Here is a 24898-nt window from a genome sequence, read left to right on the forward strand (position 1 = left end):
TCTTGAGGAAACTTCCTCAGCGGATAAACTGTATTTTTGTGCGTCCATTACACACAGAAACTATCATATCAGATAATTTCAGTTTTGTAAAGCTCTTTTCTCTACTTTTTTGCAACTTTTTGACCGGAATAAATGCTCCACTCTTTTGGCAGGCAATAGGCTATGGCACAGGCAATCACAAAGAAAGGAAGATTGGCATAGCCAAAGGCTTCTCCTCCGATCAAGATCGGTGCGAGCAAGGTCGTGGTCGCACTACCAAAGACACTGGCATAACCAATAGCTGCAACGACCAAGACTGGAAGACCCAGTATAGGTGCGAGAAAGACGCCAAGCGTAGCTCCGATCGCAAAGAGCGGTGTCACTTCTCCTCCTTGGTATCCAGCAGAGATGGTTACCACGGTAAAGAGAAGTTTGAGGATCCAGTCATAAGACTGCGCAGTCCCCTGATGAAAGGCTAGATCAATCAGATTGGTTCCAAGTCCACTATAAGTGCCGACTTTGGTCAGCTGGAGAGTCAAGAGGACTAAGCTGAGACCAGCCCCAATGACAGCAATCCGGATATACGGATTAGGCAAGACTTGAGCGACTGTTTTTTTCAACCAAGAAAGACTAACTACAAAGAGCTTCCCAGCGAGGCCAAAAGCCAAGCCAAGAAGGGCAACTTTGATCAAGGTCTCTGGTGTCCAGCTCAACGTTTCCTTGAGTGGCACAGCAAATTTCTCCAAGCCAAGAGCATGAGAGGTGAAGCTCGCCACGATCGAGGCGATGAGAGCTGGATAGAGAGCAATCAGCTGCAATTCCCCAACGGTCAAAACTTCAAGGGCAAAGAAGGTGGCAGCTAGTGGCGTCTGAAAGAGCCCCGCAAAACCTGCTGCCATCCCGGTCATAAGAAAAATACGTGAAGCATCGGCTATCTTGATATGACGGGCAAAACGATGCGAAAGGGTTGCTCCAATCTGAACAGCTACGCCTTCCCGACCAACCGAACCACCAAAGAGGTGGCTCATCCAGGTCGTCAGCATGATCAAAGGCACCAAGACCAAGGGGATTTCCTCCTCACGCGCGTGTCCAACATCAAAAACTAGGCCCATCCCTTTTGATGCCTTGCCACCAAAACGTTTATAGAGATAAACGATGACAAGCCCTGCTAAAGCCAGGAAAAGAATCAAGGGCCAGTGCTGGCTTCGAACATCTCCGATTAGGAGAAGGCCTTGGCCAAAAATCATATCAATGGTACCGACCAATAGACCGATGAAGAGGGCCATCCCTGTCAGTACCATATACTGTTTTGCTTTTTCCTTGATGGATAGACTAATCACGCGCCCTGACCTCCTCTTGGTAAGTTCTAGAGTGTTTCATCATATCTTGAAACTGGGCTTGAATTGTCGAGCGATACTGCTCATCCATCACAAGAGAGCCGACTTTTTCAAGAACTTCTCTTTCCCTTCCCTGGTCGAGCACAGGGAGTCCCTCTTGCTCCTTATATTTTACAATCTGACCGACACAAACCATCCGTTTTTCCAGCAAGGCTACAAGCTCTTGATCGATTTGATCAATTTCTTGACGAATACTATCTAAATCCATAGTGTCTCCTCCTTTATTTGAATTATTGTATCAAAAAGCCACCAAATAGGCTAGTAAAATCCCAACTCACGATAAGAAAAATGCACTGATTGATTGCATCAGCTCACGTTTGTTTATACTTATCCTACTTTAGCAGCCAATTCTTCTGCGAATTGTTCCAAGCGTTCAATGTCTTCTTCTTCGGCAGAAAGATCAACTTTGACACACTCTGAACCTTTTTCTGCCCCTGTTGACACAAAAACACGGTCAAAGTCATCAACAGCCTTACAGAATTCATCGTAGAAGGTATCTCCTGAGCCGACCACTCCGTAGATTTTACCATTCAAGTTGAGGTCTGCTAGGTCTTCGTAGAAGTCCATCATCTCATCTGGCAATTCTCCATCACCATAAGTATAGGTCGCAACGATAGCGATGTCTGCCTCCAAGAAGTCGGAAGCGTCAACAGTTGTACATTCATCAACATCGACATCCAAGCCCAAGTCACGTAATTTGTCTGCTACAATATCTGCAATTTCTTCGGTATTACCGGTCATACTGGCAAATACAATTTTTGCTAATGCCATATCGTCCTCCTCAATTTATCTTTCTCCATTATATCACATCTTTTTCATTTTAAAAATAAAAATTCTTGTGCTACAATGAAATGAGAAAGAATTGAGGTTATTTATGGACATTTGCCATCAAATTTTAGAAAAAATTAAAGAATACGACACGATTATCATTCATCGTCATATGAAACCAGACCCTGATGCCTTGGGAAGTCAGGTGGGATTGAAAGCTCTTCTCAAACATCATTTCCCAGAAAAAACCATCAAAGCCGTTGGTTTTGATGAACCAACTCTTACTTGGATGGCTGAAATGGATCTTGTTCAAGATAGTGCCTACCAAGGTGCCCTTGTCATCGTCTGTGATACGGCGAATACTGCTCGTATCGATGATAAGCGCTATAGTCAAGGTGATTTTCTCATTAAGATTGACCACCATCCAAATGATGATGTATACGGTGACCTATCATGGGTGGATACTAGTTCAAGCAGTGCTAGCGAGATGATTACCCTATTTGCCCAAACAACCCAACTGGCCTTGTCAGATCGCGCTGCTGAATTACTCTTTGCAGGAATTGTTGGTGATACAGGTCGCTTCCTCTACCCTTCTACCACTGCACGGACTCTTCGTCTGGCTGCTTATTTGAGAGAACATAACTTTGACTTTGCGGCTCTCACCCGCAAAATGGACACTATGAGCTACAAAATTGCTAAACTTCAAGGCTACATCTACGACCATCTGGAAGTGGATGAAAATGGTGCAGCTCGCGTTATCCTGAGTCAGAAAATCTTAAAACAATTCAATGTTACCGATGCTGAAACTGCAGCCATTGTCGGTGCACCTGGGCGTATTGATAGTGTGAGTCTCTGGGGAATTTTTGTGGAGCAGGCTGATGGCCACTATCGTGTTCGCTTACGTAGTAAAATCCATCCTATCAATGAAATCGCCAAGGAACATGATGGTGGAGGCCACCCTCTAGCAAGTGGTGCTAATTCCTATAGCCTAGAAGAAAACGAAATCATCTACCAAAAGTTAAAAAACTTGCTTAAAAACTGATAAAATACTTGCCAAACTTTTCAGAATCTGATAGACTAGTATGGTAACAATCTATGGCTCGCAAAGAGACCATGGCAGAAAGGAACTATTGCAAAATGAAAAAAGATATCCATCCAGAATATCGCCCAGTTGTCTTCATGGACACAACTACTGGTTACCAATTCCTTAGCGGTTCAACAAAACGCTCTAACGAAACAGTTGAGTTCGAAGGCGAAACTTACCCATTGATCCGTGTGGAAATTTCATCAGACTCACACCCATTCTACACTGGACGTCAAAAGTTCACTCAAGCAGATGGACGCGTGGATCGTTTCAACAAAAAATACGGTCTCAAATAATGATAAAAAGAACAGTTTCGGCTGTTCTTTTTTCTTTCTTGAAATCAACTGCTGTTTTCATGTTCCAAACTCAAAAAAACTTTGCACTCTCGATAGCCACTCGATGGTTTTCAGAATATAGAGTTTTTTCTTGCCTAAAAAATAGAAAAGATATATACTAGCTATATATAGTATAGATTGGAGATATACCATGACGACATCACTTACTAAGCAATACAATTTTAAAATCAACGAGTCATCAATGGAACAAGCTAGAGCTATCATCAAGGAAAAAGGAATGACTATGACGGATGCTATTAGTCTTTTTATCGAGCAGATTGTTCTCGAACAGGATTTACCAATAAAAACCGCAGAAGATTTACACCGTGAACGATTGATTCAGGAGCTACAAGCCCAATCTGAACGCGCCTTAAGAGAATATGAATCTGGACAAGGAACTTCCCTAGATGATATGAGGCTACGATATGGCTTATAAAGTGATTCTATCTACTGAAGTGAGTCAGGCAATTGACAGTATTCATGACTATATTACTACCGTTCTTTTATCACCTCAGTCTGCCAAAAATACTGTTGCTAGAATTTTAGACGGCTTAAAAAGTTTAGAAACCTTTCCTGAAGCTGGCTTTGATGCAGATGAAAAAATTGGACTAAAAATCAACAGTAAGTACCCAACACGGGGAAAAATTATTGGGCAATATATCTTGCTTTACTTTATCGATCAAACCCAAAGAACTGTTTTTCTTTCCCACTTATTCCACACCAAAAGTGACTATGTTACCTTGCTACAAAGCAAAAATAATAAAAATTCAAAATCATCATTTTAATGTCCACTGCTCCCTTAATAGCCTTGTAATTATAAAGAATACAGTCTTCATTTTAACTAGAAACTCAAAAAAACTTTGCACTCTAGATAGCCACACGATGGTTTCCAGAGTACAAAGTTTTTTAATTTGACAAGATTTAGTCTTCCTTATCTTGATTTTCAGTTCCTTACCAATAAAAAACTAAGCCTAGGACAATCTCCAAAGCTTAGTTTGATATAGTTTCTTAATTTCCAGCGTAATATTTTTGAATTCCTTTAATAATGCCTTCAACTAACTTATCTTGGTATTGATCACTACGGATTCGTTGGTTTTCTTCTGGATTATCCATATAACCCAACTCTAATAACACAGCAGGTTTCGCAGTTTCACGAAGAACAGCGAAGGTGGCTTGCAGAAGTCCAGCATCTCTAGCTCCTGTCTCGATCAAGAGAGATGAATGAAGGTCAGCGGCCAAACGATTACTTTCACTTATACGGTCTGGATTATTATGCCAGTACTGGTTAATCTTGCTCGGGTAACCTGCATCTTCCTTATAAGAATAAGTCTGTATTCCCAGATTCAGTGTTGTGTCATTCCCAGTAGCGTTAAAATGAATACTAATAAAGAAGTCTGCATTCGTTTTATTTACCATACGAGAACGCTCTGTCACAAAGTCAACATCCACATCACTATCACGAGATGTTAAAACTGTATAGCCAAGTTCTTCTAAACGTTTCCGTAATTTACGAGAGACCTGTAGATTCAAATCTTTTTCAGCTATTCCATAATAGTAAGCGCCCGAATCACGTCCACCATGCCCAGGATCTAGGAAAATAGTCTTACTATAGCGCCCCTTTTCAAATCCTTTTGGAAGTTCTTGCACCCATTTACCATTATCTTTGAAAAAATGACTACTTCCATCAATAGTATAAGTTCCAGTGACATAAACGCCATCTTCTTTAAGATAATACCAAGCTTTATAATCTTGATCATAAATCCACTCTTTGTGAGCCATGTAGCCACCAGATTTTAGATAGTAAGAGCCAACCCATTGCTGTTCAGCATAGTGCCCACCTGCCTTGAGATAAAACCAGCTAGAGTAGTTCGGATCGTACACCCATTCTTTATCTGCCATAGCCCCACTGGACTTCAGGTAATAATTTCCCTTCCAGGTATTAGCCATCATGGTACCATTTTGATCAAATGCATACCATTTACCATTGATTTGACTCCATTGGTTAGACAAATATTTTCCTGAGCCATTGGCGTAGTACCACTTGTTAGCCATCTGATACCAGCTATTTTCAAGTAAGTAACCATCCTTATCAAATAGGTAGCCCTCATAAAGAGTATCTGTAAATTTGACACCTGTTTGACTATAATAAGTCCACTTCCCGTCTTCTTTTACCCAACCAGTTTGTAGCTTAGACTCAGTAGGAAGAGTTGGTTTTGTCTCCTGCTTACTCGAACTAGGAGTCGTTGGCTGATTTTCTGTAGCTACTTGAAAAGGACTTGCAGAGCTAGTAGTTGAACCACCGATAGAGTTATTCGTAGGATGACTAGCATCATTAGCTAAAACTGTTTGGCTAGTGAATCCAAGAAGAGCCAGAGCAAGAATCGTAAATTTCTTATATGATTTCATTTATTTAACCTTTCTAGGGGAATGGAATCCCTGTGTTATTGAGTTATTTGACTTCCTTGATGAAGGAAGATTTGTTCTACATCCTCTAAACTATAATTTATATGACATCATAGAGTGTTTAGCTTATTTAAAGATGTGAAACCTAAAAAGCATGACTAAGTGGGAACCTTAAAAATTCAATTTCTGAACACCTAATCTCGCTTCAAATAGTTATCGAACAAGTCGAGTAGATTTCATTAAAATCATCTATTTATATTATACACCAAATTTAAGAAAAATTTTTGCAAACATCTAAATTTAAAATAAATCTAGTCCCTAGCTATACCGAATTTTAGTTTACTCTGCCTAGTAGAGATGTTATAATAAAAATAGGAGGACACAAAATGAACAATAAAACTAAAAAGTTCACACTTGCTACAGTTTTAGTACTTTCCTTGTTAGGAGCTGGAACTCTTACATCACAATCAGTAGCTGCTAATGATAGGCTGGTTTCCACTCAAGCAATCAATGGTCAATCCTACAATATCTTAAACTCTGAGATCACTAGTGCTTCTTCTGGTACTACTCTAGTTGGGATTGAAGGGACTTTCTTAACGCCAGATAAACAGGCTATCTTAGACCGTATCAATGCCATTCGAAAAGAGGCAGCAGATGAAGGTCTAGCTACTAGCTATGTTCCTATCAAATGGTCAACTGCACTAGAAAAAACAGCCTTCGTTCGTGCAGCAGAAGCTTCGATCACCATTGATCACACACGCTTGTCTAGCAAGGATATTTGGACTTCCTGGCCTGCAGGAAATTTCTCCCTTTCAGAAAATTTGGCTTGGAACTATGACGGATTTATGAAGGCCATCCAGCAATGGTATGATGAAAAAGTCGATTATGTTAAATCTCGTAGTGGTGTCAGTGTTACAGGTCAAACTGGACACTATAAATCCTTAATTGATCCAAAACTGACCTATATGGGGTTGGCAGCCTTTGAAAACCCTGCCACTCAAAATGGATGGATTACTGTTGCACAAAGTCTCGGAACAGCATCTGGTGGCTCTGAAGAATTAGCTAGTGGTTATGGAAAGGCCATTCAATATACAGAAGCAAATTCTTCTCAGATTCAAACATTTGCGACTAAGGCAAATCTTTTTGACAAAGACTTGAAGGCAATCGGAACTCATAAAACCAAAACTGCAAATACAAATTCAAGTCAGAAAAATGGGTCCAATCATTCCCAATACTTCGGAAGTTGGATTCAATCAAACGGACGTTGGTGGTTTGAACACAATGACGGCTCATACACGAGTAATGGATGGGAAAAAATAAATAGAACTTGGTATCGCTTTGACAACTCTGGCTGGATGCAAACAGGCTGGGTGAAAGACGGTAGCTGGTACTATCTCGACGGTTCAGGCGCTATGAAGACTGGTTGGATGAAAGTATCTGGCAAATGGTACTATGCCTATAGTTCAGGTGCACTCGCAATCAATACGACTACACCTGACGGTTACCGTGTTAATTACAATGGGGAGTGGGTAGGATAATTTAACTACAACAAAAAGGCTCTATGCTATCTTATAGTGAGTAATCTTCACTTTCAGATAGTATAGAGATTTTTATTTACCTAGTACAGGTCTTATCTTAGGCATTTATAACAAATTGAAACAAGAACAATACAAAAGAGCCTCGTAAAAGGTATTGCAAGTTGGTAATACCTTTTTGAGGTGCTTTTTGATATGAGCCCATGTCTTCTCCATAGGATTGTACTCAGGTGAGTAGGGAGGAAGAGGTAAAAGTTTATGCCCAAACTCTTCACACAAGACTTCTATCTTAGCCATTCTATGGAATCTTACATTATCCATAATAATAACTGATGGTTTGTTTAATGTTGGTAAGAGAAATTTCTGAAACCATGCTTCAAAAAAGTCGCTCGTCATCCTCTCTTCGTAGGTCATTGGAGCGATTAACTCACCATTTGTTAGCCCTGCAACCAAAGAAATCCTCTGATATCTTCTTCCAGATACTTTACCTCTTATTATCTGACCTTTTAAAGAGCGACCATATTCTCGATAAAAATAAGTATCGAATCCTGTTTCATCAATATAAACAGGTGCTAATTGCTTTAAACTATTAAAATTCTTAAGAAATAAGGCTACTTTTTCTGGGCCCTGTTCATGGATAGTATAGTACTTTATGGTTACCGAACAAGTCTAATGAAAAAATTCTGATGATAGTTCTAAATCTCAATAACCGCTTGGGTTCCATGATCCAACTCCAGCAAGACATCTATACTTGTATAGAAAATCCTGCCCTGAATAAGGGGATGTAAATATTGCTTTCCTCCAAAATGATCATAGTTTTACTGGCAAATCTAACATATCACGGATAAATTAACAAGTGATTTCTGAATTGCTAAACATTTTCCTTTCTTATAGCATATTTTCAGATTTTCTCTTTAAGAAAGGCATTTCCAAGAAAAACGTTCGTATTTTTATCTATTTTCAAAAAATCCCAAAAACTGAATTGAAAGAATTTTTAGAAAATTTCTGTTTTTTTCTTTACAGTGAAAAAAAATTCTGCTATAATGACTCATGTAATAAAATATGACAATAAAAGGAGAACGATATGACATCTGCTAAAGAATATATCCAAAGCGTGTTTGAAACTGTAAAAGCTCGTAACGGGCACGAGGCTGAATTCCTCCAAGCTGTTGAAGAATTTTTCAACACTTTAGAACCTGTATTTGAAAAACACCCTGAGTATATCGAAGAAAATATCTTGGCACGTATTACTGAGCCTGAGCGCGTGATTTCTTTCCGTGTTCCTTGGGTTGACCGTGATGGAAAAGTTCAAGTAAACCGTGGCTACCGTGTTCAATTCAACTCAGCTGTTGGACCATACAAAGGCGGACTTCGTTTCCATCCAACTGTAAACCAAGGGATCTTGAAATTCCTCGGATTTGAACAAATCTTTAAAAATGTCTTGACTGGACTTCCTATCGGTGGAGGTAAAGGTGGATCAGACTTCGATCCTAAAGGTAAAACAGATGCTGAAGTGATGCGCTTCTGCCAAAGCTTCATGACTGAATTGCAAAAATACATTGGGCCATCACTTGATGTACCTGCTGGTGATATCGGTGTTGGTGGACGTGAGATTGGTTACCTTTACGGTCAATACAAACGCCTTAACCAATTTGATGCTGGTGTCTTGACTGGTAAACCTCTTGGATTTGGTGGTAGCTTGATTCGTCCAGAAGCAACTGGTTACGGTTTGGTTTACTACACTGAAGAAATGCTCAAAGCTAACGGTAACAGCTTTGCTGGTAAGAAAGTGGTTATTTCAGGTTCTGGTAACGTAGCTCAATACGCTCTTCAAAAAGCGACTGAACTTGGTGCAACTGTTATCTCTGTATCTGACTCAAACGGCTATGTCATCGATGAAAATGGTATCGACTTCGATCTTTTGGTTGACGTTAAAGAAAAACGTCGCGCTCGTTTGACTGAGTATGCTGCTGAAAAAGCAACTGCTACTTATCATGAAGGTTCTGTATGGACTTACGCTGGAAACTATGACATTGCGCTTCCATGTGCGACTCAAAACGAAATCAACGGTGAAGCAGCTAAACGTTTGGTTGCTCAAGGCGTTATCTGTGTATCTGAAGGTGCCAACATGCCAAGCGACCTTGATGCCATCAAAGTCTACAAAGAAAATGGTATCTTCTACGGACCTGCAAAAGCTGCCAACGCTGGTGGTGTAGCCGTTTCAGCACTTGAAATGAGCCAAAATAGTCTTCGCCTCTCATGGACTCGTGAAGAAGTTGATGGACGTCTCAAAGACATCATGACAAACATCTTCAACACAGCTAAAACAACTTCAGAAACATACGGTCTTGATAAAGACTACCTTGCAGGAGCAAACATTGCTGCCTTTGAAAATGTAGCAAACGCTATGATTGCCCAAGGTATTGTTTAAGATTTATTTGCTTAATCCTCAATCACTACGATTGGGGATTTTTAGTTGAGTTAGACAGTTGGGAAATTCTAATTAAATTAAAACCAAACAACTTGATTACGAAATTCAAACCAATTTCTAACAGTGTTTTAGAAAACTTGATGGACTATTCCAGATTCAATCTATTGTATACTCTTCGAAAATCTCTTCAAACCACGTCAGCGTCGCCTTACCGTAGATATGGTCACTGACTTCGTCAGTTCTATCTGCAACCTCAAAACGGTGTTTTGAGCAGCCTGCGGCTAGCTTCCTAGTTTGCTCTTTGACTTTCATTGAGTATTACTTACTCGCCCCCTTTTTTGCCCCTTCTTGAACAAAAAGAAAAACCGCTACTCCTAAGAATAGCGGTTTAATCATGTTTTTAAGCTACTAATGTAGTCGCTCTATTATTTAAATAAAATGAAGTGTTATGAATAACTTCAATATCTTTAAAGTTTTTTGTTAGATTTATAATTTCAACTATAGCCATCTCTACTCGTTAGTTTACAGCAAAAAATTATGCTTAATTATTATTGTTTTTGTAAACAATCAGCGAACCCAATACTATTCCATTCAACAAGCCTAAAGAAATACCATATTCAACTGGAAAATCTAAAAAAATTGCAAACACTATTCCAATCATCACCCCTAGTGAGGCTGCTGTTGAAATTACATATTCATTTTCTTTCTTCATTTTCTGTACACCTCATTTCCTTTTTGTATATAAGCTCTAGTCATCTCCACCAAGAGCCATTAAGTACTTATGATTTCCTGACTCAACAATCTTACCACCTTTCATTACAAAAATAATATCCCGCATCCTTAATCGATAACAATCTGTGAACTACAATTATTTGAGTACAGCCCTGACTTTTTATATACTTTGTTATTCTTTCCTCATTAATAGTGTCTAATGCACTAGTTGCCTCATCTAAAATTACAATACTAGGATTATTTATTAATGCACGTGCCAGTGCTATCCGTTGTCTTTGAATACCTGAAATATTTGAACCCATCTCTGAGATGATAGTATTAAATTTCATCGGCATAGCCATGATTTCATCATAGATTTGAACTGCTTTACAAACTTCCTCTATCTTTTGTGAAGTAACTTCGTGCTTTAAAGTTATATTATCAAGAATACTTCTGTTCAATAAAAATGAATCCTGTGGAACTACTCCTAAATTTTGACTTAATATTTTTTTATCTATTTGATTAATATTTACACCATCAAATAAAACTTTTCCTGTATCAATCTTATATAATCCTGATGGTATTTTTGATAACGTACTTTTTCCTGACCCCGGTTGACCGACTAGTGCAATTCTCTGTCCTGAATCAATAGTCAAATTTAAATTTTCTATTACAGGAGCTGAGTCTTTGGAATAAGAGAAAGATAGGCCCTTAATATCTATTCTACTTCAAACGTTTCTAAACTATACTCCGGAAAATAATTTAACCAATAATTAACCATACTATCTTTCATCGTATCCTCCAACCAGTACTAAGAGTCTGGGACAAAAGTCTAACCTTAAATATAAAAAGCTAACAAAACGAGTTATCTGACACTCAGAATTCTGTCTTATTCGCTTTTTTGTCTAATCTATCGATTTTTAAAATTTATAATCAAGAATTCCTAAAATCAAAATCTTTTTGTCCCAGACTCTTAGGTGTACACCTAAACATTTTATCCACCGACAATAATAATATCCATTACCAACAATAAAATTGGGGAATTTTTTAAAATTTTCTTCATATTTAGACTTCCTTTCAGTTTTTATTTATTGTACAATAAATAAGAATCAATTACTTTTTTGTTGGGAAAACGGGAAAATTATGAAATCAAAACTTGGTATCACACTCAGAAAAGTTCGTAAAGGAAAACAAATCAGTTTATGTTCTGTTGCTGACGAGCATCTTTCTAAATCTCAAATATCTCGATTCGAACGTGGAGAATCAGAAATCTCATGTATTAGACTAATCAATATTTTAGACAAGTTGCACGTTACCCTAGATGAGTTTCTTATTTTACACGATGATGACTACACCAATAGTGAATCATTTGCTAACCTAGTTCAATATATTCGTAAACAATACTCATCACAAAGTATTGATAATATAGCGTGCCTACTATCTGACACTACAAATTACACTCTAGATCCTTTAGAGAAAACTATGGTAAAATCCATTCTGCACACAATGGATTCGAGGATCATTCCATCAGATGAAGAACTACTTCAACTGACAGACTATCTTTTTAAAGTCGAAAAATGGGGTTACTATGAGATTATTATATTTGGTAACTGTGCACGAACAATTAACTACAATTCCTACTTCTTATTGACAAAGGAATTGTTAAAGAATTATATCTACTCTTCTCTGAATAAAACCAATAAACGAATGGTCACTCAACTTGCTATAAATTGTTTAATTCTTAGTATAGATGAGGAAAAATTTTCTAATTGTTCCTATTTAATTAGTGAGATAAAAACATTATTAGATAATGAATTTAACTTCTATGAACAGACAGTTTTTCTCTATGCAACTGGATACTATGAATTTAAACGCCAATTAAGTAGTGGAATTGAAAAAATGAAACAGGCCATACAAGTTCTCGATATTTTAAGAGAAGACAAGTTAAGATTACACCATACTGATCATTTTAATAAACTAGTAAATAAAAAATAAATGAAATTATTCTCTATATTTTAACGAATTAGTCGTAAATACTATTATTCTAGTAAAGCATTCTCGTGAAATTTTAGGACTGTAAATTTATTGGTATTAATAATTTTCACAAACGAATCCTGTCTTCTAGCTATCTCCTCATATTCATTAATTTCATTACCAAGTTCCTGTTGTAATTTTAAAATATCTGTATTGAGTCGATCTAACGTTATTGATTCCGTCATGTTCATTTGGGCAAAATCATACTTAGCTAATTTTCTAGTCTCATGATCTTCACTCTTCAAATTGATAAGGACTTCCACCATCTTGTTTAAGGTGGCGATTTTTTCTTGGGTTTCTTCTAGCTTCATATCAATCTCTGCAATTTCTAATACAAGCTCATCTTTGATTTCTTGGTATTGTTTGTTCGTGTTAGATAGTTCAATCATAAGATTAATTTCAGAAATCTTGTCTTAAAGACTTTTTAAAGTTGGTCGTCTATATGGGAGTTTTTGGCTATCGTTGCTCAATTATCTGATTAAAGTCCTACCCTTGATGAAACAATTATTATCCTTGTTTTCTTTATTATAGACAAAGTAAAAAGACGTTTCTCGAATGTAGACTTTATATTTTTTCTGATTGTCTTCCTCAAAAATATCTAGCTGGTAGTTAGGAATAAAGATGAGTCCACTCTGTTTAATACCAAACGAAACCCGGATATAGATACCATCATCAACCAACTTCTCTATCTGATTATCCGTAAGTTCAATCTCAAACTCATGGATAGCATCTCGTTTTTCCTTGTATTTCTTGAAGGCTTCCTCGATTTCTTCAGCGGAGACTTTCTCCTTATGCTGCTCCTCTCGAAAAGTCTGAAAATCTTCCTGAAGATTTTCTAATGCTTGAATATCTCTAACTTCTCTATCTTCAAAATAACGATTAAAAAATTGAACATCGTACAATTTCTTATCGCTAATTTTTTTATGATTCAGGCTTATCTTTTGATTATCTTCTTCCAGGATAAAAGTTACATTTTTTTGTTTTAAGTCAATGGTTAGATTCAATTCTTTTGCTTTTGTTATTAAATCTTCTAAAGAATTGACACGGTTCAACAAAAATTCTAAACGACTTTCAATCTCTTGTTTGGCAAAATGTATTCTAAAAAATTCTTCATCATATAAATCTCGTTTGCTGAGTTGGCGTCCTCGAATTGGTTTTATCATCGTTCTATCTGTCATCAAAAAACGGCTATGCTTTTGACTAAAATCAATCTGAACATACAACTGCTTTGCTTTCTCTAAAAAATCATCAAACGATTTAGATTGCTGCAACAAATATCCACAGAGGACTTGTACCTCAGATGTACACTATGCCTGTCGGACAAAGAAAAAAGTAGGCTAAATTTCTAACCTACTTTTTCTGACTCTACTCTGATAAAGCCGTCTCATATATAGACATTTTATGCTTGAAGGAATCTTTTCCTCCCTCTAATTGATTGATGATATGATTTTTTATATATTTTTCACTAACATATCCCTGTGATTCAATCCATCCGTTAACTCCATCTGACTCCATAATAACAACTTGATCTGTCATAGAATTTGTTACAATTGTAGCATTATGTGTTGCTAAAATAATTTGACGTTGAGCTTTCACATCTCTAAACTGCTGAACTAAATGCCTGTAAATATAACGATTGTCTAGATTGTCTTCAGGCTGATCAATAATCAATGGTCTGAAGTCTTTAGAATAATCACTATATGCTAATAAAAAATCAAGCATGGCTACAACTTTTTGTCCCAAACTTAATACACCAACTTCTTTATAGACAATATCAAGTTGGTGCGAAGATTCTTTCGAGTTAATATTAAACTCCAAAAATAACCTTTCATTAGCTACATGCTCTTTTAAAACTCTTTTAAACTCATTTAATAAACTACTATTTTCAATTAAAGAGTAGATACTCTTTTTTAAATGCGTAATGTTGTATTCATTAATTTCAGATTTATCTCTCCAATTATTTTCTTGTTTTGCAAAATTATCTTCAGAGATACTTTTTAAAAGCATAAAATACTTATTAGGGATATTTTGTCTTACAATGACTTTAACAAATTCTTTCAATCCTAATTCCCGATAGATAAGATATAAAACGTCTGCTACATCTTGCATACTAATTCTATAATTATCAAACGAAGAACGATTATTCTTGAAAAGATAATTTTCGAAATGCGGTTCTTCCCATCTATCAATTTGCTCATAACAAATTCTTAACTTACCAATCTGAGTTTCATTAAAATCCTCAATAATTTCGAGTATTAATTGCTTCCGCTGTTTTAAATATTCATCAAGTTCCTTTAATTTTGCTTCAAACGATTCGAGTGTCTGAGTTCTTAGCCCATAGTCTGGTCTCGGTAATTTTTTATTTTTAATCATTAAATTAGAAATAAATTCTGTAATTTTTTCACCGTCAGCTGTTTTAACTAACTCATTAACAGAATATCTCCTATCAAACATTTTCTCTAAAATTCTAGTTTTATCAACTAATTTAAAATGGTTACCTTCAACTTTATAAACTTTTGTGTACTGAGACCGTGTCCATTCTTTAATAGAGTCAGAATTAAATATATAAGAATAGCCAAACCTATTCTCTCGATTTTGCCCATAATATTGTAAAATATTATCCTTATTTTCTTGTTTGACATCTGGCAAACTAACTTCAATAATATATTCAGTTTCTTCTAAAACATAGAGTACAAAAGCATTTGCATGGTTACATAGAAATTCCAATTTGCTTTGCTTATCACAATCTTGAGAAAGTACAAATTGTAACATATCAATTAATGTGCTTTTACCTGTACCTCTCCCTCCAATTAAACAATTCATAGATGGTGAAAATGTTAAAAAGAAGTCTTTATCTTTTTTTAACTTATCACCTGCAAGAAAACTTCTATTTTCCCCACGATTTTCTATATATAATCCTTTTATATAGGACTTTTGTTTAAAGCTTGGCTCACATAAACTAACTGATACATTATAATCAAACAATGCTTCTTGAAACATCTTGAAAGAAATTTTTCCACCTTTCAACCACAGATTGTTCTTCCCGAGTGAATCAATTTCGTGAGAATCATTATCTAATAGAAAATTGGGCTCACAATTAAAATCTGTTAATAGTTTTTTTCTAGAACCTTCAACAGAATTTATATTTTTAACACCAATAAATCGTGTGTTTTCTTTAGAAAAAATTTTTCGTTTATATGCACCTGATAAGTGAGAACCTTTTTTCAAAATGTTATAACTATTGAAATGAGCAATATAATTAACTATTTTTTGATTATTGAAATCTTTCATGATAGTCAGTGAATGTTGATAACTTCCATCTTTCTCACTTATAATATTTTCACTTAACCATTGATTAACCCATGACTCTTGTTCATAATCATATATACATACAATATGCAATTTATCTGCTGCACTAATTTCTACTCCATGTAAAATATGAGGATGTATATCATAAATCGGATAATTTTTCATTATGATTGAGACTGCCATTTGTAACTTTTTAATACCTTTGGTAGTATTATGATCAGTTACTACAACTATTTCTATTCCATTTTTTATGATTGCCTCTGCTAACATAAGAAAACTAATATATTCTTTTGAACTAGAAAAAACAACCTTATCAAAATTACTAAAAAAAATTGTCTTATCAACTTTTATTTTCTTATTTTCAAAAAATATATCATATAGTTCATCTTCAGTAATTTTTCTATATTTCGTTGCAGTCCAATTAGAAAATAGCTTGTAATCATAAGAAGCAGGTGTATGCAAATGAATTAAAGTCTTGTGAAAGCTACCGAATTTCTCTTTGGAATTTGTTAGTTCTTGATAAACAAACTTTATCTTGTTATTAAATCCTCTCACTTCTACTCTCCTAAAAATATCAATTGTTTATTTTTCAAGTAATTCATTAAGTCTCTTTTCCCCCACCTTCAACATCTCTTTCTCTACCTTGCTCCATTTTCCGAAGAGGCATTCTTGTAGCACTTCTGCTGCTGAAGTTGTATTTTCTTTTGAATCATATACACAACTTCTATCTCGTTGATAAATTTGAATGCTTTCAAAGATAGCCAGTTCTTCCAATTGTCGTGTATTATCAACTAGATGATTTACAATGAAATCATGATGTTCTTTTGGAGTTGCGCGTGCTTGATTTGGATTGATAGCGTATAGTTCTTCGTATCGGATAAGAGTACTTAGATAGGACAGCTCAGGCTTTGTCGCAATCAAGGCTAATTGTACTTCATATCCCTTATTTTTCAAGAGTTGTGCTGTTTTCTTTGGAACATCAACTGTTCGTAAAGTTCCCTCAATCAAAAGATTGTATCCCAAATGACTTAATTCGGTTACTAAAGACTCTACCATTTTCCCTGCAAAATCCTTGGTGTATTCAACGCTATCTTTGCCATATTCTTGCTGCAGTTCTAAATAGTGTGGATGCTGAGAACGAAAACTATCGCCATCTATGATAACAATATTTCCTTGAAATTCTTTCTGTTTAATACGATGAATTGTAGTCTTGCCAGCACCACTTTGCCCTCCAAGCAAAATCGCTATAGGTTGCTTACTGAACTTTTTTCCTCTTGTCAGAGAACGAAGATTCCGTGCCAAAGCATGTTTGAATTCACTATCGGTATAATCTTGGATTTCCATTAGGCTACCATCCGTTTTTCAGATATCTCTAACATACGTTCAATTCCATCCAAATAACCGATATATCTCTCTATTTCATCAAAAGTTTCTACTAAATAGATATTCGTATGAATCAAGTCAGATAGATCATCACTCATTAAAATCCAAGGATTAGATTCATCATCAATGCTAATTCCCTGACTATCTTGATAACGATAGAGTCGAGATAATAGATTAGCACCTCGTTCTTTCACAATTTCAATTTTTAAAGTCAATTCATAATCTTCAACAGGATTGAGCATTTTGTCTTCTCCTACGATATCAACATAAGATACATTAAACTTCTGACAAATGATATCTATTAGTTCCGTAGAGACTGGACTAGTTCCATTTTCATAACGACTCAAGCTATTGCGAGAAATTCCTATAATTTGGGCAAATTCGGGTTGTGTTAAGTCATGTGTTTTACGTAAGGATTTTATGTTCTTTCCAATCATGGCAAACTCCTTTATTTTTATAAATCCATTATAGCATAAAAAAGCAAAACGCACCAAAAATGGTGCGTTATTTCTTGTTTTTCTAGCCTAAACTTTACTTCTATAAAAGCCACCTTAAAGAGTAATTCCTTTTTCGGTGGCTTTTCAAAATACTATACATTAAAATACTCTTGTTTAATTTTTGTAAGCAAATTGTTAGCAACAGAAGTTACACCAACATGCATCCGTTCAGGATCAGAATAATCTAGATTACGAGCATAGACTTCTGTAACAGTCTGAGCAATACGCTCATCCAATTTATAATTGGAGGCTTTTAATAGTGCTTGAAATAATTCTGAACTATATAGTTTAATATTATTTTCCAATGATACTACTGCCATTTTTGTAACTCCTCTCCTGTTTTTGATTGATAAACCTTCTCTATTTTCATTATATCACAAAAAGATTGGTTGTGAATGGATAATTATTTAAAAGAATAGGGGTTTCTAAACTCAGCAAGCATTTCTTCTTTTGTAATTTCATTCTGACGAAAACGAGCTAAAGCTTGGGGTGGATTGTCATCAGTCTGAACACCATAGATAAAACCAAATTGGTGTTGTAATTCATCTGGATTTCCCCGATTTTGAAAGACAAATTCCGCAAAATCTAAATCTGACTCTGATTTTTTATGTTTTGCAAAATAGTGACAACGATAGTCAGGGGTCTTAAAAATTTCTACAAAATTTGAAATACGAAATTCTACTATAATTCGAATCTATACATAGCTTACTTCTGGTCATTTAAAACGAACCCTGTTCTCCAAAATAATTTTATTAAAAAGAAAAACCCTGCCAAATTAATTTTTGGTAGGGTTTTTGGTAGGAAACTAAATTAATTTATCAGTTTCTAAAATGTGTTCACGATTCTAAAAGGCTGATACTATAGTATCCCGAATTCTAATTGGTATATGCCTCTTATTTAAGAGTAACTGAGATGCACTATATAAATAAAAATACATGGGTCAAAAGAGACTTAAAATAAGGGTTTGTGCGTTGTAAACTACATATATTTTTTACCGTAAAAATACAAAAGTTTACACCTTATGCCCCTTTTTTGCCCCTCTTTTCTTGAACAATAGGATTTAGATTTCTGTTTCTAAAGTTAAAAAATAAGCATTTTTGCAAAATAGAAATACAAGCTCTAATTTTGTTAAGGTCAACAAAATTGGCAACCAAGCGCTTTATAAAGCTATTTGTTGATGTCAACAAGTCAATTTCAGAGCAAACAAAAAAACCGCAAGCCTGAGCCTGCGGTGAGTAACTATTCTTTGTCTTTGTTTTTATTTCGATTATTCCCTGTAAACAAACTAATTAGCCCTAGTGCAGTTGTTCCAGTTAAAAAACTACCTGCAATTTGTTTACCTGTTGCTATTAAGTAAATTCCACCAATAGTAACAACGAGGGCGATTAAAAAGCCAAATAACTGTCCCAATTTATGAGAAGTAATATTCCCTGATAAGTATTTATCTTCCATAGCCCTACGATGTTGGCTCTCTGCAATACCATTATCAATAATCTTTTGAACAGCACCCGGATATAGCTCTTTATATCCTTTGAGAATATCTGGATGAGGTAGGTCACCTTGATAGATTTCCAACTTCTGTAAAACTACTTGACGCTGTTCATGTGGTAATCGATCGACTTCATCAACGATATTATTGACTTCAATCAAATCTTTATTCTCGGTATCCAAATTTCATTACCTCTTTCTGAATGCCCATCGTTGATTTCTTGTAATCACTTTTGACTTTCTTCCAGTCTGGGACTGTATCAGCTTTTACTTTTGGAATGTTCTGGTTAAAGCTAAAAATAGGCAATACAATTGCTGTCATACCAAGTAAAAAAGACTTTAAGTATTGAGGCTGTTTTGTATTTTTTAACATACCAAATTCCTCCTACTCGCTCCATAATATTTTTTGAATTAACTTGATTATGACATCTTTCTTTAAAAAAGTCAGTCTTTCTTACTCTTTTTAACAAAAAAAATCCCCACAAGAACGAGTCCTGTGGGGTAGATACACATTTTAGAAAAGTTTTCCTTTCATTTTATTTTTTAAAATTATTTAACTGTAATCAAGCCGTCTGGCTCAACTGCGAACTCTGGCTTGTCTGCCATTGTTCCGTCTGCGGACTGGACGAAGGCGTTTGATACCATAGCACCTTCTTTACCGTCTAGGTAATACCAGGTATCCTTGTACTTGACCCATCCTGTCTTCATAGCGCCCTCTGTGTCAAAATAATACCACTTATCAGCGATTTTCTTCCAGCCTGTAGCCATTTCGCCTGATTGGTCAAAGTAGTACCAGTTGCCGTCTGTGTGCTTCTTCCAGCGGTCTGCAAGCATATAGCCTGAGCCGTCGAAGTAATACCAGGTTCCGTTGATTTTCTCAAACTTGTCTTTTGGATAAGAGCCGTCTGAGTGTACATACCAATAGCCTGTATCGTTCTTCTGCCAGCCTACTTCGATCGTCAAGCCACTTTCAATATCTCGCTTAAACTGTTCACGGCTAACACCCCATTTCGCAAGATAAGGATACGGGTCAACGTGGTCGCTACTGTTATCCGGCTGGTTATTCGTACAGTATTCATGCGTTTTGATACCTGCCAAGTCGTCTGTATCAAGAGTTTTCGGCAAACCTGCTTCATCTGCTAGATTTCGTAGCAATTCGATATAAAGGCGATAGTCTGTCATGAACTCTTCTTTAGTTGAATGGCTTTCAATCAATTCAACTGCTGCATAGGTCTCAGCATTCCAACCACCCCCAACGTCCCAGGCACCATTATCAACAGGTCCTACCTGCATAACACGGCCATTTCCAACGACATGAGAAAAGAACCCAAGTCCAGGGTCCTTTCTATAGTGGTAGTCCGCCTCATTTTGAGCAGTTGAGTTGCGGTTGCCTGTTGAGTGAGCATGTACTTGTCTATAAGGTTGCACTCCGACTTGTGGCAAGCCTGTACGTAGTCTGCTTGTATCGATACCCATCCCTACTCCCTCCAAGCGTCATTCATCTGCTTCACGGCTGACTCCACAAAGGTGTCCAAGTCCTTGTTCGTCATGCTGATGTTATATTTGGTCAGCTCTGCACGGATTTTAGCACGAGCCTGTGCCAATTTTTCATCTCCCTTGTAGCCAGTTTCAGCAGCTACCTGCTCAACGGCATTTACTGCGTTCTTGGCTAGGATTTCAGCGATTTTTACCGCCTTTTCTCCACCTTTTCGTAAAAGATAATCTTTTACTGCTTTTACGATATTTCCTACTGCTACAGCTAAAAAGCCTGTCGCAAAGGCAATGATGAGTTCGTTAAATTGTGTCATATGTTTATCCTCCTATAGTTGGTAATGTTGTAGGCCACTCATCTTCTGTTAAATAAGAAAATGGGTTGACGTGATTTTGCTCCACGCCTAATTCACTAGTTACAATCTGCAACTTCAATCCACTTTTTTCGCTATACTCTTTATAATGGTTATACTTATAATGAATAATCACAGCACCCGTTCCTTGTGCACCTTCTGAATTTTCAGCACTTGCAGTATTAGAATAAATATCATTATAAGTATTAAATATAGTCTGAGCTACATCATCAACAGGTTTAAAACCATCAATAGATAAGTTATCATCTGACTCATAACTGCCTGGATCTAGTATTAAATTAGTATCAGGTCTAATTGCACTAGTGTTAATTTTAAGTTCAAACTTAACATGTACAACATTATTTATACGTCTGAAATACATTCTGTTTATGACATTTTTATTCGTATCATACTGCCAACCTAACACCCAACCAGTGTCACCTTCAACAACTTTCCAACCTTGATTTCCACCATCAGTAATCTTAATCCATTTTAAAGCACCGTTAGTTTTAGCTGTGTCGATGTAAGTCACTCCTATTTCTGCACTTATACGCCCTTCTGGTGAGCCAGTGCCACGGATTTCATGCCCTACATTATCTGGTAACGGTAGGGTGACATGATTGCCTCCAACAATTCCAAGGGTAATTCCTGTCAGTGTCAGCCTTGGTTCAGGCTTTTGGCTCAGCTCCTTGACATCTCGCCCAACTGTTTGGGCAAATTCCTCTAAATTACTCATAGCGATCACGCTTTCGCTGCATTATAGGTTGCGACCAAGTCAACATTGGCAATCTGATCTACACGTCCGCTGACTTCAGTTACTTTGCCAAGAAGTGCGCTATTTTCATCTTGTCCCATACTTGTGATTTTTTCCGCGATTTCTTTCAGTGTGTCAAGATTTTCAGGCGTTCCCTCACCCAAGATTTCAGCCTTAACCTCGGATTTAGCTTGAGTGACTGCCTGAGAGATAGCTTGCGTCATTGCTGAGGTTTCTACTTTAGTGCTGACGCTCTGCTTAACTTCCTTGATATCTGCTCCAACTGCTTGTGCGAATGCTGTTAATTTTGTTGTGTCCATTTTTTTCTATACCTTTCCAATATTATAAAAGAAGAGTAGATCGGGAAATTCCGGACATGCTCCACCTTCTCTTGCAGGTCTTCCTGCAAGTTGTTTTTTTACTTCTTTTTCGATGTCTAATTCCTTCAAAGTGTAGACATCTTCCGTAACCAATTCTTTATCTGAGTCTTCAATTTCAATATAAGTATCTCTATCGCTTGGGAAGATATACCCTCCAACCGAGATTTCCACTCGGTATTTTCCGCTTGGTAGAATACTATCTAAATTAAAATTGACAGAATGGCTAGTGACGGGAGCAGTTGTCTTCCACCTGCGTTGTCCCTTTGTTAGAGTAACAACCGCATCTTGACCCTCAAATAAGGTCATGACACGGTAATTTTCATCTAACAATTCAAATCCAAAAGTAGAAGACAAATCCCCTTGTTTAATAAGGTCGCCACCATCAATCCGAACCAAATTGGTTGTATTAACTCTACGTTTGTTACAACCCATTCTGCACCTCTTTCTAATCATCTACTAAGATGTCTTCCTTAATCTCCAATTTTTCAAAATCGTTGAATAAGCGGTCTATGTAGCCATTACCTCCTAAAGCCTTGTAGCTTTTGTGCAGACTTTCCACTAGGGAAAATTCGTCTTTTGAAGTGAACCCTCTACGAATAGCCCGTCGCATATCACGGTCAAGGCGCAACTTCATTGTATTTAGATGCGCCTCGTCGTGTACTTTTAACTTCTCTTGTACTTCATCGATTTTGGAATTGCTATCTTTAGCGGTAGTCTGGACATCTTCAATCTGTTTCTTGACATCGGTTAGTTCCGAGACGATTTTATCTGTTTCTTCTTTTGTTTTCTTCGGCATTTTATAGCCTAACCAAGCCACGACGATTGGCGTCGCTACTGGTAGCACATTCATAAAGAAATGTTCTGTTTGTTGTAAGACATCCATAAGCACCTCGCTAGTCTGCCAAATGGCTCAAACCACGTCTCTTCAATTCCTTGCGCACACGGTCCTTCCAGCGTTTATGTACCCATGAAAAGTCAACTGCTTCACGTTCCAGTAGGTTGATGTACATGTCGATTTTTGCCTGGTCTAGTGTAATCTTACTCATTGTTGCTACCTCCATTGTTTTCACTAGTGCTCGCTTCGCTTGTCGGTGTAGGAATTTCATGTTCTGTCTCGCTTTCTGTTGGTTGTTCTACTGCTGGTGCAGGTTGGATAGGCGCTTCTGCTACTGGTTGTTCAGTAGTTGGTTGCGCTGGTGCTGGTTCTGCTTCTTCAGCTTGGTTTTCTGTGTCCGTAACCTGAGGGGTGTCCTCCTCTGCCTCCTCTTTCTCCTCCTGGTCAGACTCTCCTTGAGCTTCCAGCTCTTCCAATCGTGCTGAGATATCCTCAATATCCTGAGCATTCTGGAGATTGACCTTCTGCATGCCATCCATGAGCTGATTGGCTCTCTCCAGCGCTTCCGTCGTCTTAGCCAGTTGTTCTTGCGTTTTAGCCAATTGTTCTTGGTTTTTGACAATGGCACTAGTTGGGTCAAGTTCGGTTCGTAAAATCTCTTTGACTGCTTCAATGAGCGTTTCGTCCGTATCACCCAAACGGTCACCCTCTAACTCACGAGTGAAAAAAGTAAACGGCTTGTCACATTGAATAGAGACTTCCGTCTTGCCAACTCTAAAAAATTTATTTACTAATACATATTCCATGTTTAATGTTCTCCTGATTATTTAAAATAAAAGTATAGTGAATCGTTTCTAGTGACATTACTTTTGAATACTTGTCTTTGATTATCGTCTTTAAATGAGATATAGAGCGCACTTCCTCTACTGTAATTATCTGGCCTTGTATCCCTATCGTACAACCGCGCATACTTCGCATAAACAGTTGTAATTGTATTGTTCTGGTGCTTAATCCGTACTTTAACATCCTTTACTTTGCTCTCGTCACGATATTTATTGTTGAAATCACTTAAATCTATTGAATCAAAAATCAAATAGCCTTGTGATTCAAACGGAGTTCTTAGATTCTGGAAATATCCAACATAGACCCATTTCTCCCAAACCAAACGATTACCAACATACCGTTCTACAATCTCATGTCCTCCGACATAAATTCCTTCTCTTGTAGCCATAATACCACCTACTCATACACATCATAGATTGTGTTGGGATCTTTAGTTCTGACTGCTTCATATTGGGCTTTTGAGCCATACCAATACTTCATTTGCTGGTTTCCGTTTTGGTTTACAAATTTATTCGCGATCACTTCGGACGGTGTACTTGGAATTCCAAGCGCCGACCTGTTTACTCGTAGAACACCCGAGCTATCGACTGTAATCGTTGAATTGTCAGGTCGCACCACACCAGCCTGCCCACTAGTTGCAGTCTTTGCTTTCATCACACCATTTGACACTTCTGTTGTCTGATTATCCGGTCTGACGATACCGTTTGAGTTTGATGTAGCAACTGATATAGCTGATTGTGGTGTTGTAAATGTTTGTTTCAAAGTGGACACAGGTACTTTTTTCAATCCTGCTCCACTATGGATTAGCACCACATCTCTGTCAGATACATTGGATAACGTTGGCAAATCAGTAGCTTTTCTAACTTGGTTACTCATAATTACCATTCA

At 36.9% G+C, this 24898-nt stretch carries 30 protein-coding genes and 2 pseudogenes; 7 read left to right on the plus strand and 25 right to left on the minus strand.

Features of this window, described 5'->3' with window-relative positions; genetic code table 11:
• Positions 1-101 precede the first annotated feature (101 nt).
• The 3 genes from DSY56_RS09165 to DSY56_RS09175 form a co-directional block, all read right to left on the minus strand.
• Complete coding sequence (locus DSY56_RS09165) at positions 102-1319, minus strand: chloride channel protein (RefSeq protein WP_000624769.1); 1218 nt, start codon at positions 1317-1319, stop codon at positions 102-104.
• Complete coding sequence (locus tag DSY56_RS09170) at positions 1312-1584, minus strand: chorismate mutase (RefSeq protein ID WP_000362497.1); 273 nt, start codon at positions 1582-1584, stop codon at positions 1312-1314. The genes DSY56_RS09165 and DSY56_RS09170 overlap by 8 nt, the downstream gene beginning before the upstream one ends.
• A 119-nt stretch (positions 1585-1703) precedes the next feature.
• The gene (locus DSY56_RS09175; protein WP_001162128.1) at positions 1704-2147 is read right to left on the minus strand and encodes a flavodoxin; all 444 of its coding nucleotides are present in this window, start codon (positions 2145-2147) and stop codon (positions 1704-1706) included.
• Between the two features lie 103 nt (positions 2148-2250).
• Between DSY56_RS09175 and DSY56_RS09180 the strand changes: the two genes are divergently transcribed.
• From DSY56_RS09180 to DSY56_RS09195, 4 genes are all read left to right on the plus strand, one after another.
• Entirely contained in the window at positions 2251-3186 is a 936-nt protein-coding gene (locus DSY56_RS09180; protein WP_112445219.1) for a DHH family phosphoesterase, read from the plus strand.
• Positions 3187-3281: 95 nt separating this feature from the next.
• The gene (locus tag DSY56_RS09185) at positions 3282-3524 is read left to right on the plus strand and encodes a type B 50S ribosomal protein L31 (RefSeq protein WP_000710764.1); all 243 of its coding nucleotides are present in this window, start codon (positions 3282-3284) and stop codon (positions 3522-3524) included.
• A gap of 190 nt (positions 3525-3714) precedes the next feature.
• Positions 3715-3999 (plus strand): type II toxin-antitoxin system RelB/ParD family antitoxin, encoded by a 285-nt coding sequence (gene relB, locus DSY56_RS09190; protein WP_000213594.1) that lies wholly within the window; start codon positions 3715-3717, stop codon positions 3997-3999.
• Complete coding sequence (locus DSY56_RS09195) at positions 3989-4348, plus strand: type II toxin-antitoxin system RelE/ParE family toxin (RefSeq protein ID WP_112445221.1); 360 nt, start codon at positions 3989-3991, stop codon at positions 4346-4348. Before relB ends, DSY56_RS09195 begins: the two co-directional genes overlap by 11 nt.
• Positions 4349-4571: 223 nt before the next feature.
• On the opposite strand, the gene DSY56_RS09200 is transcribed toward DSY56_RS09195, so the two are convergent.
• On the minus strand, positions 4572-5969 hold the full coding sequence (locus DSY56_RS09200) for an N-acetylmuramoyl-L-alanine amidase (RefSeq protein ID WP_112445223.1): 1398 nt from the start codon (positions 5967-5969) through the stop codon (positions 4572-4574).
• 383 nt (positions 5970-6352) lie between these two features.
• Between DSY56_RS09200 and DSY56_RS09205 the strand changes: the two genes are divergently transcribed.
• Positions 6353-7504, plus strand: a complete 1152-nt coding sequence (locus DSY56_RS09205) for a CAP domain-containing protein (protein ID WP_112445225.1) — start codon at positions 6353-6355, stop codon at positions 7502-7504.
• Positions 7505-7609: 105 nt separating this feature from the next.
• Here DSY56_RS09205 and DSY56_RS09210 read toward each other — a convergent pair.
• Positions 7610-8152 (minus strand): annotated as a pseudogene (locus DSY56_RS09210) (IS630 family transposase); the annotation flags it as partial.
• 433 nt (positions 8153-8585) lie between these two features.
• On the opposite strand from DSY56_RS09210, the gene gdhA reads away from it, so the two are divergent.
• Positions 8586-9932 carry an NADP-specific glutamate dehydrogenase gene (gdhA, locus tag DSY56_RS09220; protein WP_000199543.1) on the plus strand — a complete coding sequence of 449 codons (1347 nt, stop codon included), beginning with the start codon at positions 8586-8588 and terminating at the stop codon, positions 9930-9932.
• 156 nt (positions 9933-10088) lie between these two features.
• Here gdhA and DSY56_RS12070 read toward each other — a convergent pair whose 3' ends face one another.
• From DSY56_RS12070 to DSY56_RS09235, 3 genes are all read right to left on the minus strand, one after another.
• On the minus strand, positions 10089-10244 hold the full coding sequence (locus DSY56_RS12070) for a hypothetical protein (protein WP_200832429.1): 156 nt from the start codon (positions 10242-10244) through the stop codon (positions 10089-10091).
• A 229-nt stretch (positions 10245-10473) separates the two neighbouring features.
• Positions 10474-10644 (minus strand): hypothetical protein, encoded by a 171-nt coding sequence (locus DSY56_RS09230; RefSeq protein WP_050243184.1) that lies wholly within the window; start codon positions 10642-10644, stop codon positions 10474-10476.
• A gap of 91 nt (positions 10645-10735) precedes the next feature.
• Complete coding sequence (locus DSY56_RS09235) at positions 10736-11299, minus strand: ATP-binding cassette domain-containing protein (RefSeq protein WP_226946486.1); 564 nt, start codon at positions 11297-11299, stop codon at positions 10736-10738.
• 487 nt (positions 11300-11786) lie between these two features.
• Here DSY56_RS09235 and DSY56_RS09240 point away from each other — a divergent pair, with 487 nt between their 5' ends.
• Complete coding sequence (locus DSY56_RS09240) at positions 11787-12638, plus strand: helix-turn-helix domain-containing protein (RefSeq protein WP_050243183.1); 852 nt, start codon at positions 11787-11789, stop codon at positions 12636-12638.
• Between the two features lie 44 nt (positions 12639-12682).
• On the opposite strand, the pseudogene DSY56_RS12475 reads toward DSY56_RS09240, so the two are convergent.
• From DSY56_RS12475 to DSY56_RS09335, 17 genes and pseudogenes are all read right to left on the minus strand, one after another.
• Positions 12683-13954: pseudogene (locus DSY56_RS12475) on the minus strand (SAG1250 family conjugative relaxase); the annotation flags it as partial.
• A gap of 88 nt (positions 13955-14042) precedes the next feature.
• Positions 14043-16541 carry a Spaf_1101 family AAA-like ATPase gene (locus DSY56_RS09260; protein WP_112445227.1) on the minus strand — a complete coding sequence of 833 codons (2499 nt, stop codon included), beginning with the start codon at positions 16539-16541 and terminating at the stop codon, positions 14043-14045.
• 27 nt (positions 16542-16568) lie between these two features.
• Entirely contained in the window at positions 16569-17330 is a 762-nt protein-coding gene (gene pezT, locus DSY56_RS09265; RefSeq protein ID WP_112445229.1) for a type II toxin-antitoxin system toxin PezT, read from the minus strand.
• Positions 17330-17806, minus strand: coding sequence for a type II toxin-antitoxin system antitoxin PezA (pezA, locus tag DSY56_RS09270; protein ID WP_112445231.1), 477 nt, complete (start codon positions 17804-17806; stop codon positions 17330-17332). Before pezA ends, pezT begins: the two co-directional genes overlap by 1 nt.
• 152 nt (positions 17807-17958) lie before the next feature.
• Complete coding sequence (locus tag DSY56_RS09275) at positions 17959-18186, minus strand: hypothetical protein (RefSeq protein ID WP_050243459.1); 228 nt, start codon at positions 18184-18186, stop codon at positions 17959-17961.
• Positions 18187-19105: 919 nt separating this feature from the next.
• Positions 19106-19537 carry a DUF2335 domain-containing protein gene (locus tag DSY56_RS09285; protein ID WP_112445233.1) on the minus strand — a complete coding sequence of 144 codons (432 nt, stop codon included), beginning with the start codon at positions 19535-19537 and terminating at the stop codon, positions 19106-19108.
• Positions 19521-19727: a hypothetical protein gene (locus DSY56_RS09290; protein ID WP_112445235.1), complete on the minus strand. Its 207-nt coding sequence runs from the start codon at positions 19725-19727 to the stop codon at positions 19521-19523. The genes DSY56_RS09285 and DSY56_RS09290 overlap by 17 nt, the downstream gene beginning before the upstream one ends.
• A 176-nt stretch (positions 19728-19903) precedes the next feature.
• The gene (locus DSY56_RS09295; RefSeq protein ID WP_112445237.1) at positions 19904-20830 is read right to left on the minus strand and encodes an N-acetylmuramoyl-L-alanine amidase; all 927 of its coding nucleotides are present in this window, start codon (positions 20828-20830) and stop codon (positions 19904-19906) included.
• A 2-nt stretch (positions 20831-20832) separates the two neighbouring features.
• Entirely contained in the window at positions 20833-21162 is a 330-nt protein-coding gene (locus DSY56_RS09300) for a phage holin (protein WP_112445247.1), read from the minus strand.
• Between the two features lie 4 nt (positions 21163-21166).
• A complete protein-coding gene (locus DSY56_RS09305; RefSeq protein WP_112445249.1) occupies positions 21167-21934 on the minus strand; it encodes a hypothetical protein in 768 nt (255 codons plus the stop codon).
• A 5-nt stretch (positions 21935-21939) separates the two neighbouring features.
• On the minus strand, positions 21940-22272 hold the full coding sequence (locus tag DSY56_RS09310; RefSeq protein WP_112445251.1) for a hypothetical protein: 333 nt from the start codon (positions 22270-22272) through the stop codon (positions 21940-21942).
• Positions 22273-22278: 6 nt separating this feature from the next.
• Positions 22279-22764 carry a hypothetical protein gene (locus DSY56_RS09315; protein WP_112445253.1) on the minus strand — a complete coding sequence of 162 codons (486 nt, stop codon included), beginning with the start codon at positions 22762-22764 and terminating at the stop codon, positions 22279-22281.
• A 13-nt stretch (positions 22765-22777) separates the two neighbouring features.
• Positions 22778-23215 (minus strand): hypothetical protein, encoded by a 438-nt coding sequence (locus tag DSY56_RS09320; protein ID WP_112445255.1) that lies wholly within the window; start codon positions 23213-23215, stop codon positions 22778-22780.
• Between the two features lie 10 nt (positions 23216-23225).
• A complete protein-coding gene (locus tag DSY56_RS12080) occupies positions 23226-23378 on the minus strand; it encodes a hypothetical protein (protein ID WP_191973374.1) in 153 nt (50 codons plus the stop codon).
• Positions 23371-23973, minus strand: coding sequence for a hypothetical protein (locus tag DSY56_RS09325; RefSeq protein WP_112445257.1), 603 nt, complete (start codon positions 23971-23973; stop codon positions 23371-23373). Before DSY56_RS09325 ends, DSY56_RS12080 begins: the two co-directional genes overlap by 8 nt.
• 17 nt (positions 23974-23990) lie before the next feature.
• Positions 23991-24398, minus strand: coding sequence for a hypothetical protein (locus DSY56_RS09330; protein WP_112445259.1), 408 nt, complete (start codon positions 24396-24398; stop codon positions 23991-23993).
• An 8-nt stretch (positions 24399-24406) separates the two neighbouring features.
• A complete protein-coding gene (locus tag DSY56_RS09335) occupies positions 24407-24895 on the minus strand; it encodes a phage upper tail fiber protein (RefSeq protein ID WP_112445261.1) in 489 nt (162 codons plus the stop codon).
• Between the last annotated feature and the right edge of the window lie 3 nt (positions 24896-24898).

Origin of the sequence: Streptococcus sp. 596553, from assembly GCF_900411395.1 — a bacterium.
GTDB classification, from domain to species: Bacteria; Bacillota; Bacilli; order Lactobacillales; family Streptococcaceae; genus Streptococcus; species Streptococcus mitis_BA.

What these genes read in the sequence shown, in the direction of transcription:
- DSY56_RS09170 (WP_000362497.1), bottom strand. Translation starts at nt 1,584, where the DNA reads ATGGATTTAGATAGTATTCGTCAAGAAATTGATCAAATCGATCAAGAG.
- DSY56_RS09175 (WP_001162128.1), bottom strand. Translation starts at nt 2,147, where the DNA reads ATGGCATTAGCAAAAATTGTATTTGCCAGTATGACCGGTAATACCGAA.
- DSY56_RS09180 (WP_112445219.1), top strand. Translation starts at nt 2,251, where the DNA reads ATGGACATTTGCCATCAAATTTTAGAAAAAATTAAAGAATACGACACG.
- DSY56_RS09185 (WP_000710764.1), top strand. Translation starts at nt 3,282, where the DNA reads ATGAAAAAAGATATCCATCCAGAATATCGCCCAGTTGTCTTCATGGAC.
- relB (WP_000213594.1), top strand. Translation starts at nt 3,715, where the DNA reads ATGACGACATCACTTACTAAGCAATACAATTTTAAAATCAACGAGTCA.
- DSY56_RS09195 (WP_112445221.1), top strand. Translation starts at nt 3,989, where the DNA reads ATGGCTTATAAAGTGATTCTATCTACTGAAGTGAGTCAGGCAATTGAC.
- DSY56_RS09200 (WP_112445223.1), bottom strand. Translation starts at nt 5,969, where the DNA reads ATGAAATCATATAAGAAATTTACGATTCTTGCTCTGGCTCTTCTTGGA.
- DSY56_RS09205 (WP_112445225.1), top strand. Translation starts at nt 6,353, where the DNA reads ATGAACAATAAAACTAAAAAGTTCACACTTGCTACAGTTTTAGTACTT.
- gdhA (WP_000199543.1), top strand. Translation starts at nt 8,586, where the DNA reads ATGACATCTGCTAAAGAATATATCCAAAGCGTGTTTGAAACTGTAAAA.
- DSY56_RS12070 (WP_200832429.1), bottom strand. Translation starts at nt 10,244, where the DNA reads ATGAAAGTCAAAGAGCAAACTAGGAAGCTAGCCGCAGGCTGCTCAAAA.
- DSY56_RS09230 (WP_050243184.1), bottom strand. Translation starts at nt 10,644, where the DNA reads ATGAAGAAAGAAAATGAATATGTAATTTCAACAGCAGCCTCACTAGGG.
- DSY56_RS09240 (WP_050243183.1), top strand. Translation starts at nt 11,787, where the DNA reads ATGAAATCAAAACTTGGTATCACACTCAGAAAAGTTCGTAAAGGAAAA.
- pezT (WP_112445229.1), bottom strand. Translation starts at nt 17,330, where the DNA reads ATGGAAATCCAAGATTATACCGATAGTGAATTCAAACATGCTTTGGCA.
- pezA (WP_112445231.1), bottom strand. Translation starts at nt 17,806, where the DNA reads ATGATTGGAAAGAACATAAAATCCTTACGTAAAACACATGACTTAACA.
- DSY56_RS09275 (WP_050243459.1), bottom strand. Translation starts at nt 18,186, where the DNA reads ATGGCAGTAGTATCATTGGAAAATAATATTAAACTATATAGTTCAGAA.
- DSY56_RS09290 (WP_112445235.1), bottom strand. Translation starts at nt 19,727, where the DNA reads ATGTTAAAAAATACAAAACAGCCTCAATACTTAAAGTCTTTTTTACTT.
- DSY56_RS09295 (WP_112445237.1), bottom strand. Translation starts at nt 20,830, where the DNA reads ATGGGTATCGATACAAGCAGACTACGTACAGGCTTGCCACAAGTCGGA.
- DSY56_RS09300 (WP_112445247.1), bottom strand. Translation starts at nt 21,162, where the DNA reads ATGACACAATTTAACGAACTCATCATTGCCTTTGCGACAGGCTTTTTA.
- DSY56_RS09305 (WP_112445249.1), bottom strand. Translation starts at nt 21,934, where the DNA reads ATGAGTAATTTAGAGGAATTTGCCCAAACAGTTGGGCGAGATGTCAAG.
- DSY56_RS09310 (WP_112445251.1), bottom strand. Translation starts at nt 22,272, where the DNA reads ATGGACACAACAAAATTAACAGCATTCGCACAAGCAGTTGGAGCAGAT.
- DSY56_RS09315 (WP_112445253.1), bottom strand. Translation starts at nt 22,764, where the DNA reads ATGGGTTGTAACAAACGTAGAGTTAATACAACCAATTTGGTTCGGATT.
- DSY56_RS09320 (WP_112445255.1), bottom strand. Translation starts at nt 23,215, where the DNA reads ATGGATGTCTTACAACAAACAGAACATTTCTTTATGAATGTGCTACCA.
- DSY56_RS12080 (WP_191973374.1), bottom strand. Translation starts at nt 23,378, where the DNA reads ATGAGTAAGATTACACTAGACCAGGCAAAAATCGACATGTACATCAAC.
- DSY56_RS09325 (WP_112445257.1), bottom strand. Translation starts at nt 23,973, where the DNA reads ATGGAATATGTATTAGTAAATAAATTTTTTAGAGTTGGCAAGACGGAA.
- DSY56_RS09330 (WP_112445259.1), bottom strand. Translation starts at nt 24,398, where the DNA reads ATGGCTACAAGAGAAGGAATTTATGTCGGAGGACATGAGATTGTAGAA.
- DSY56_RS09335 (WP_112445261.1), bottom strand. Translation starts at nt 24,895, where the DNA reads ATGGTAATTATGAGTAACCAAGTTAGAAAAGCTACTGATTTGCCAACG.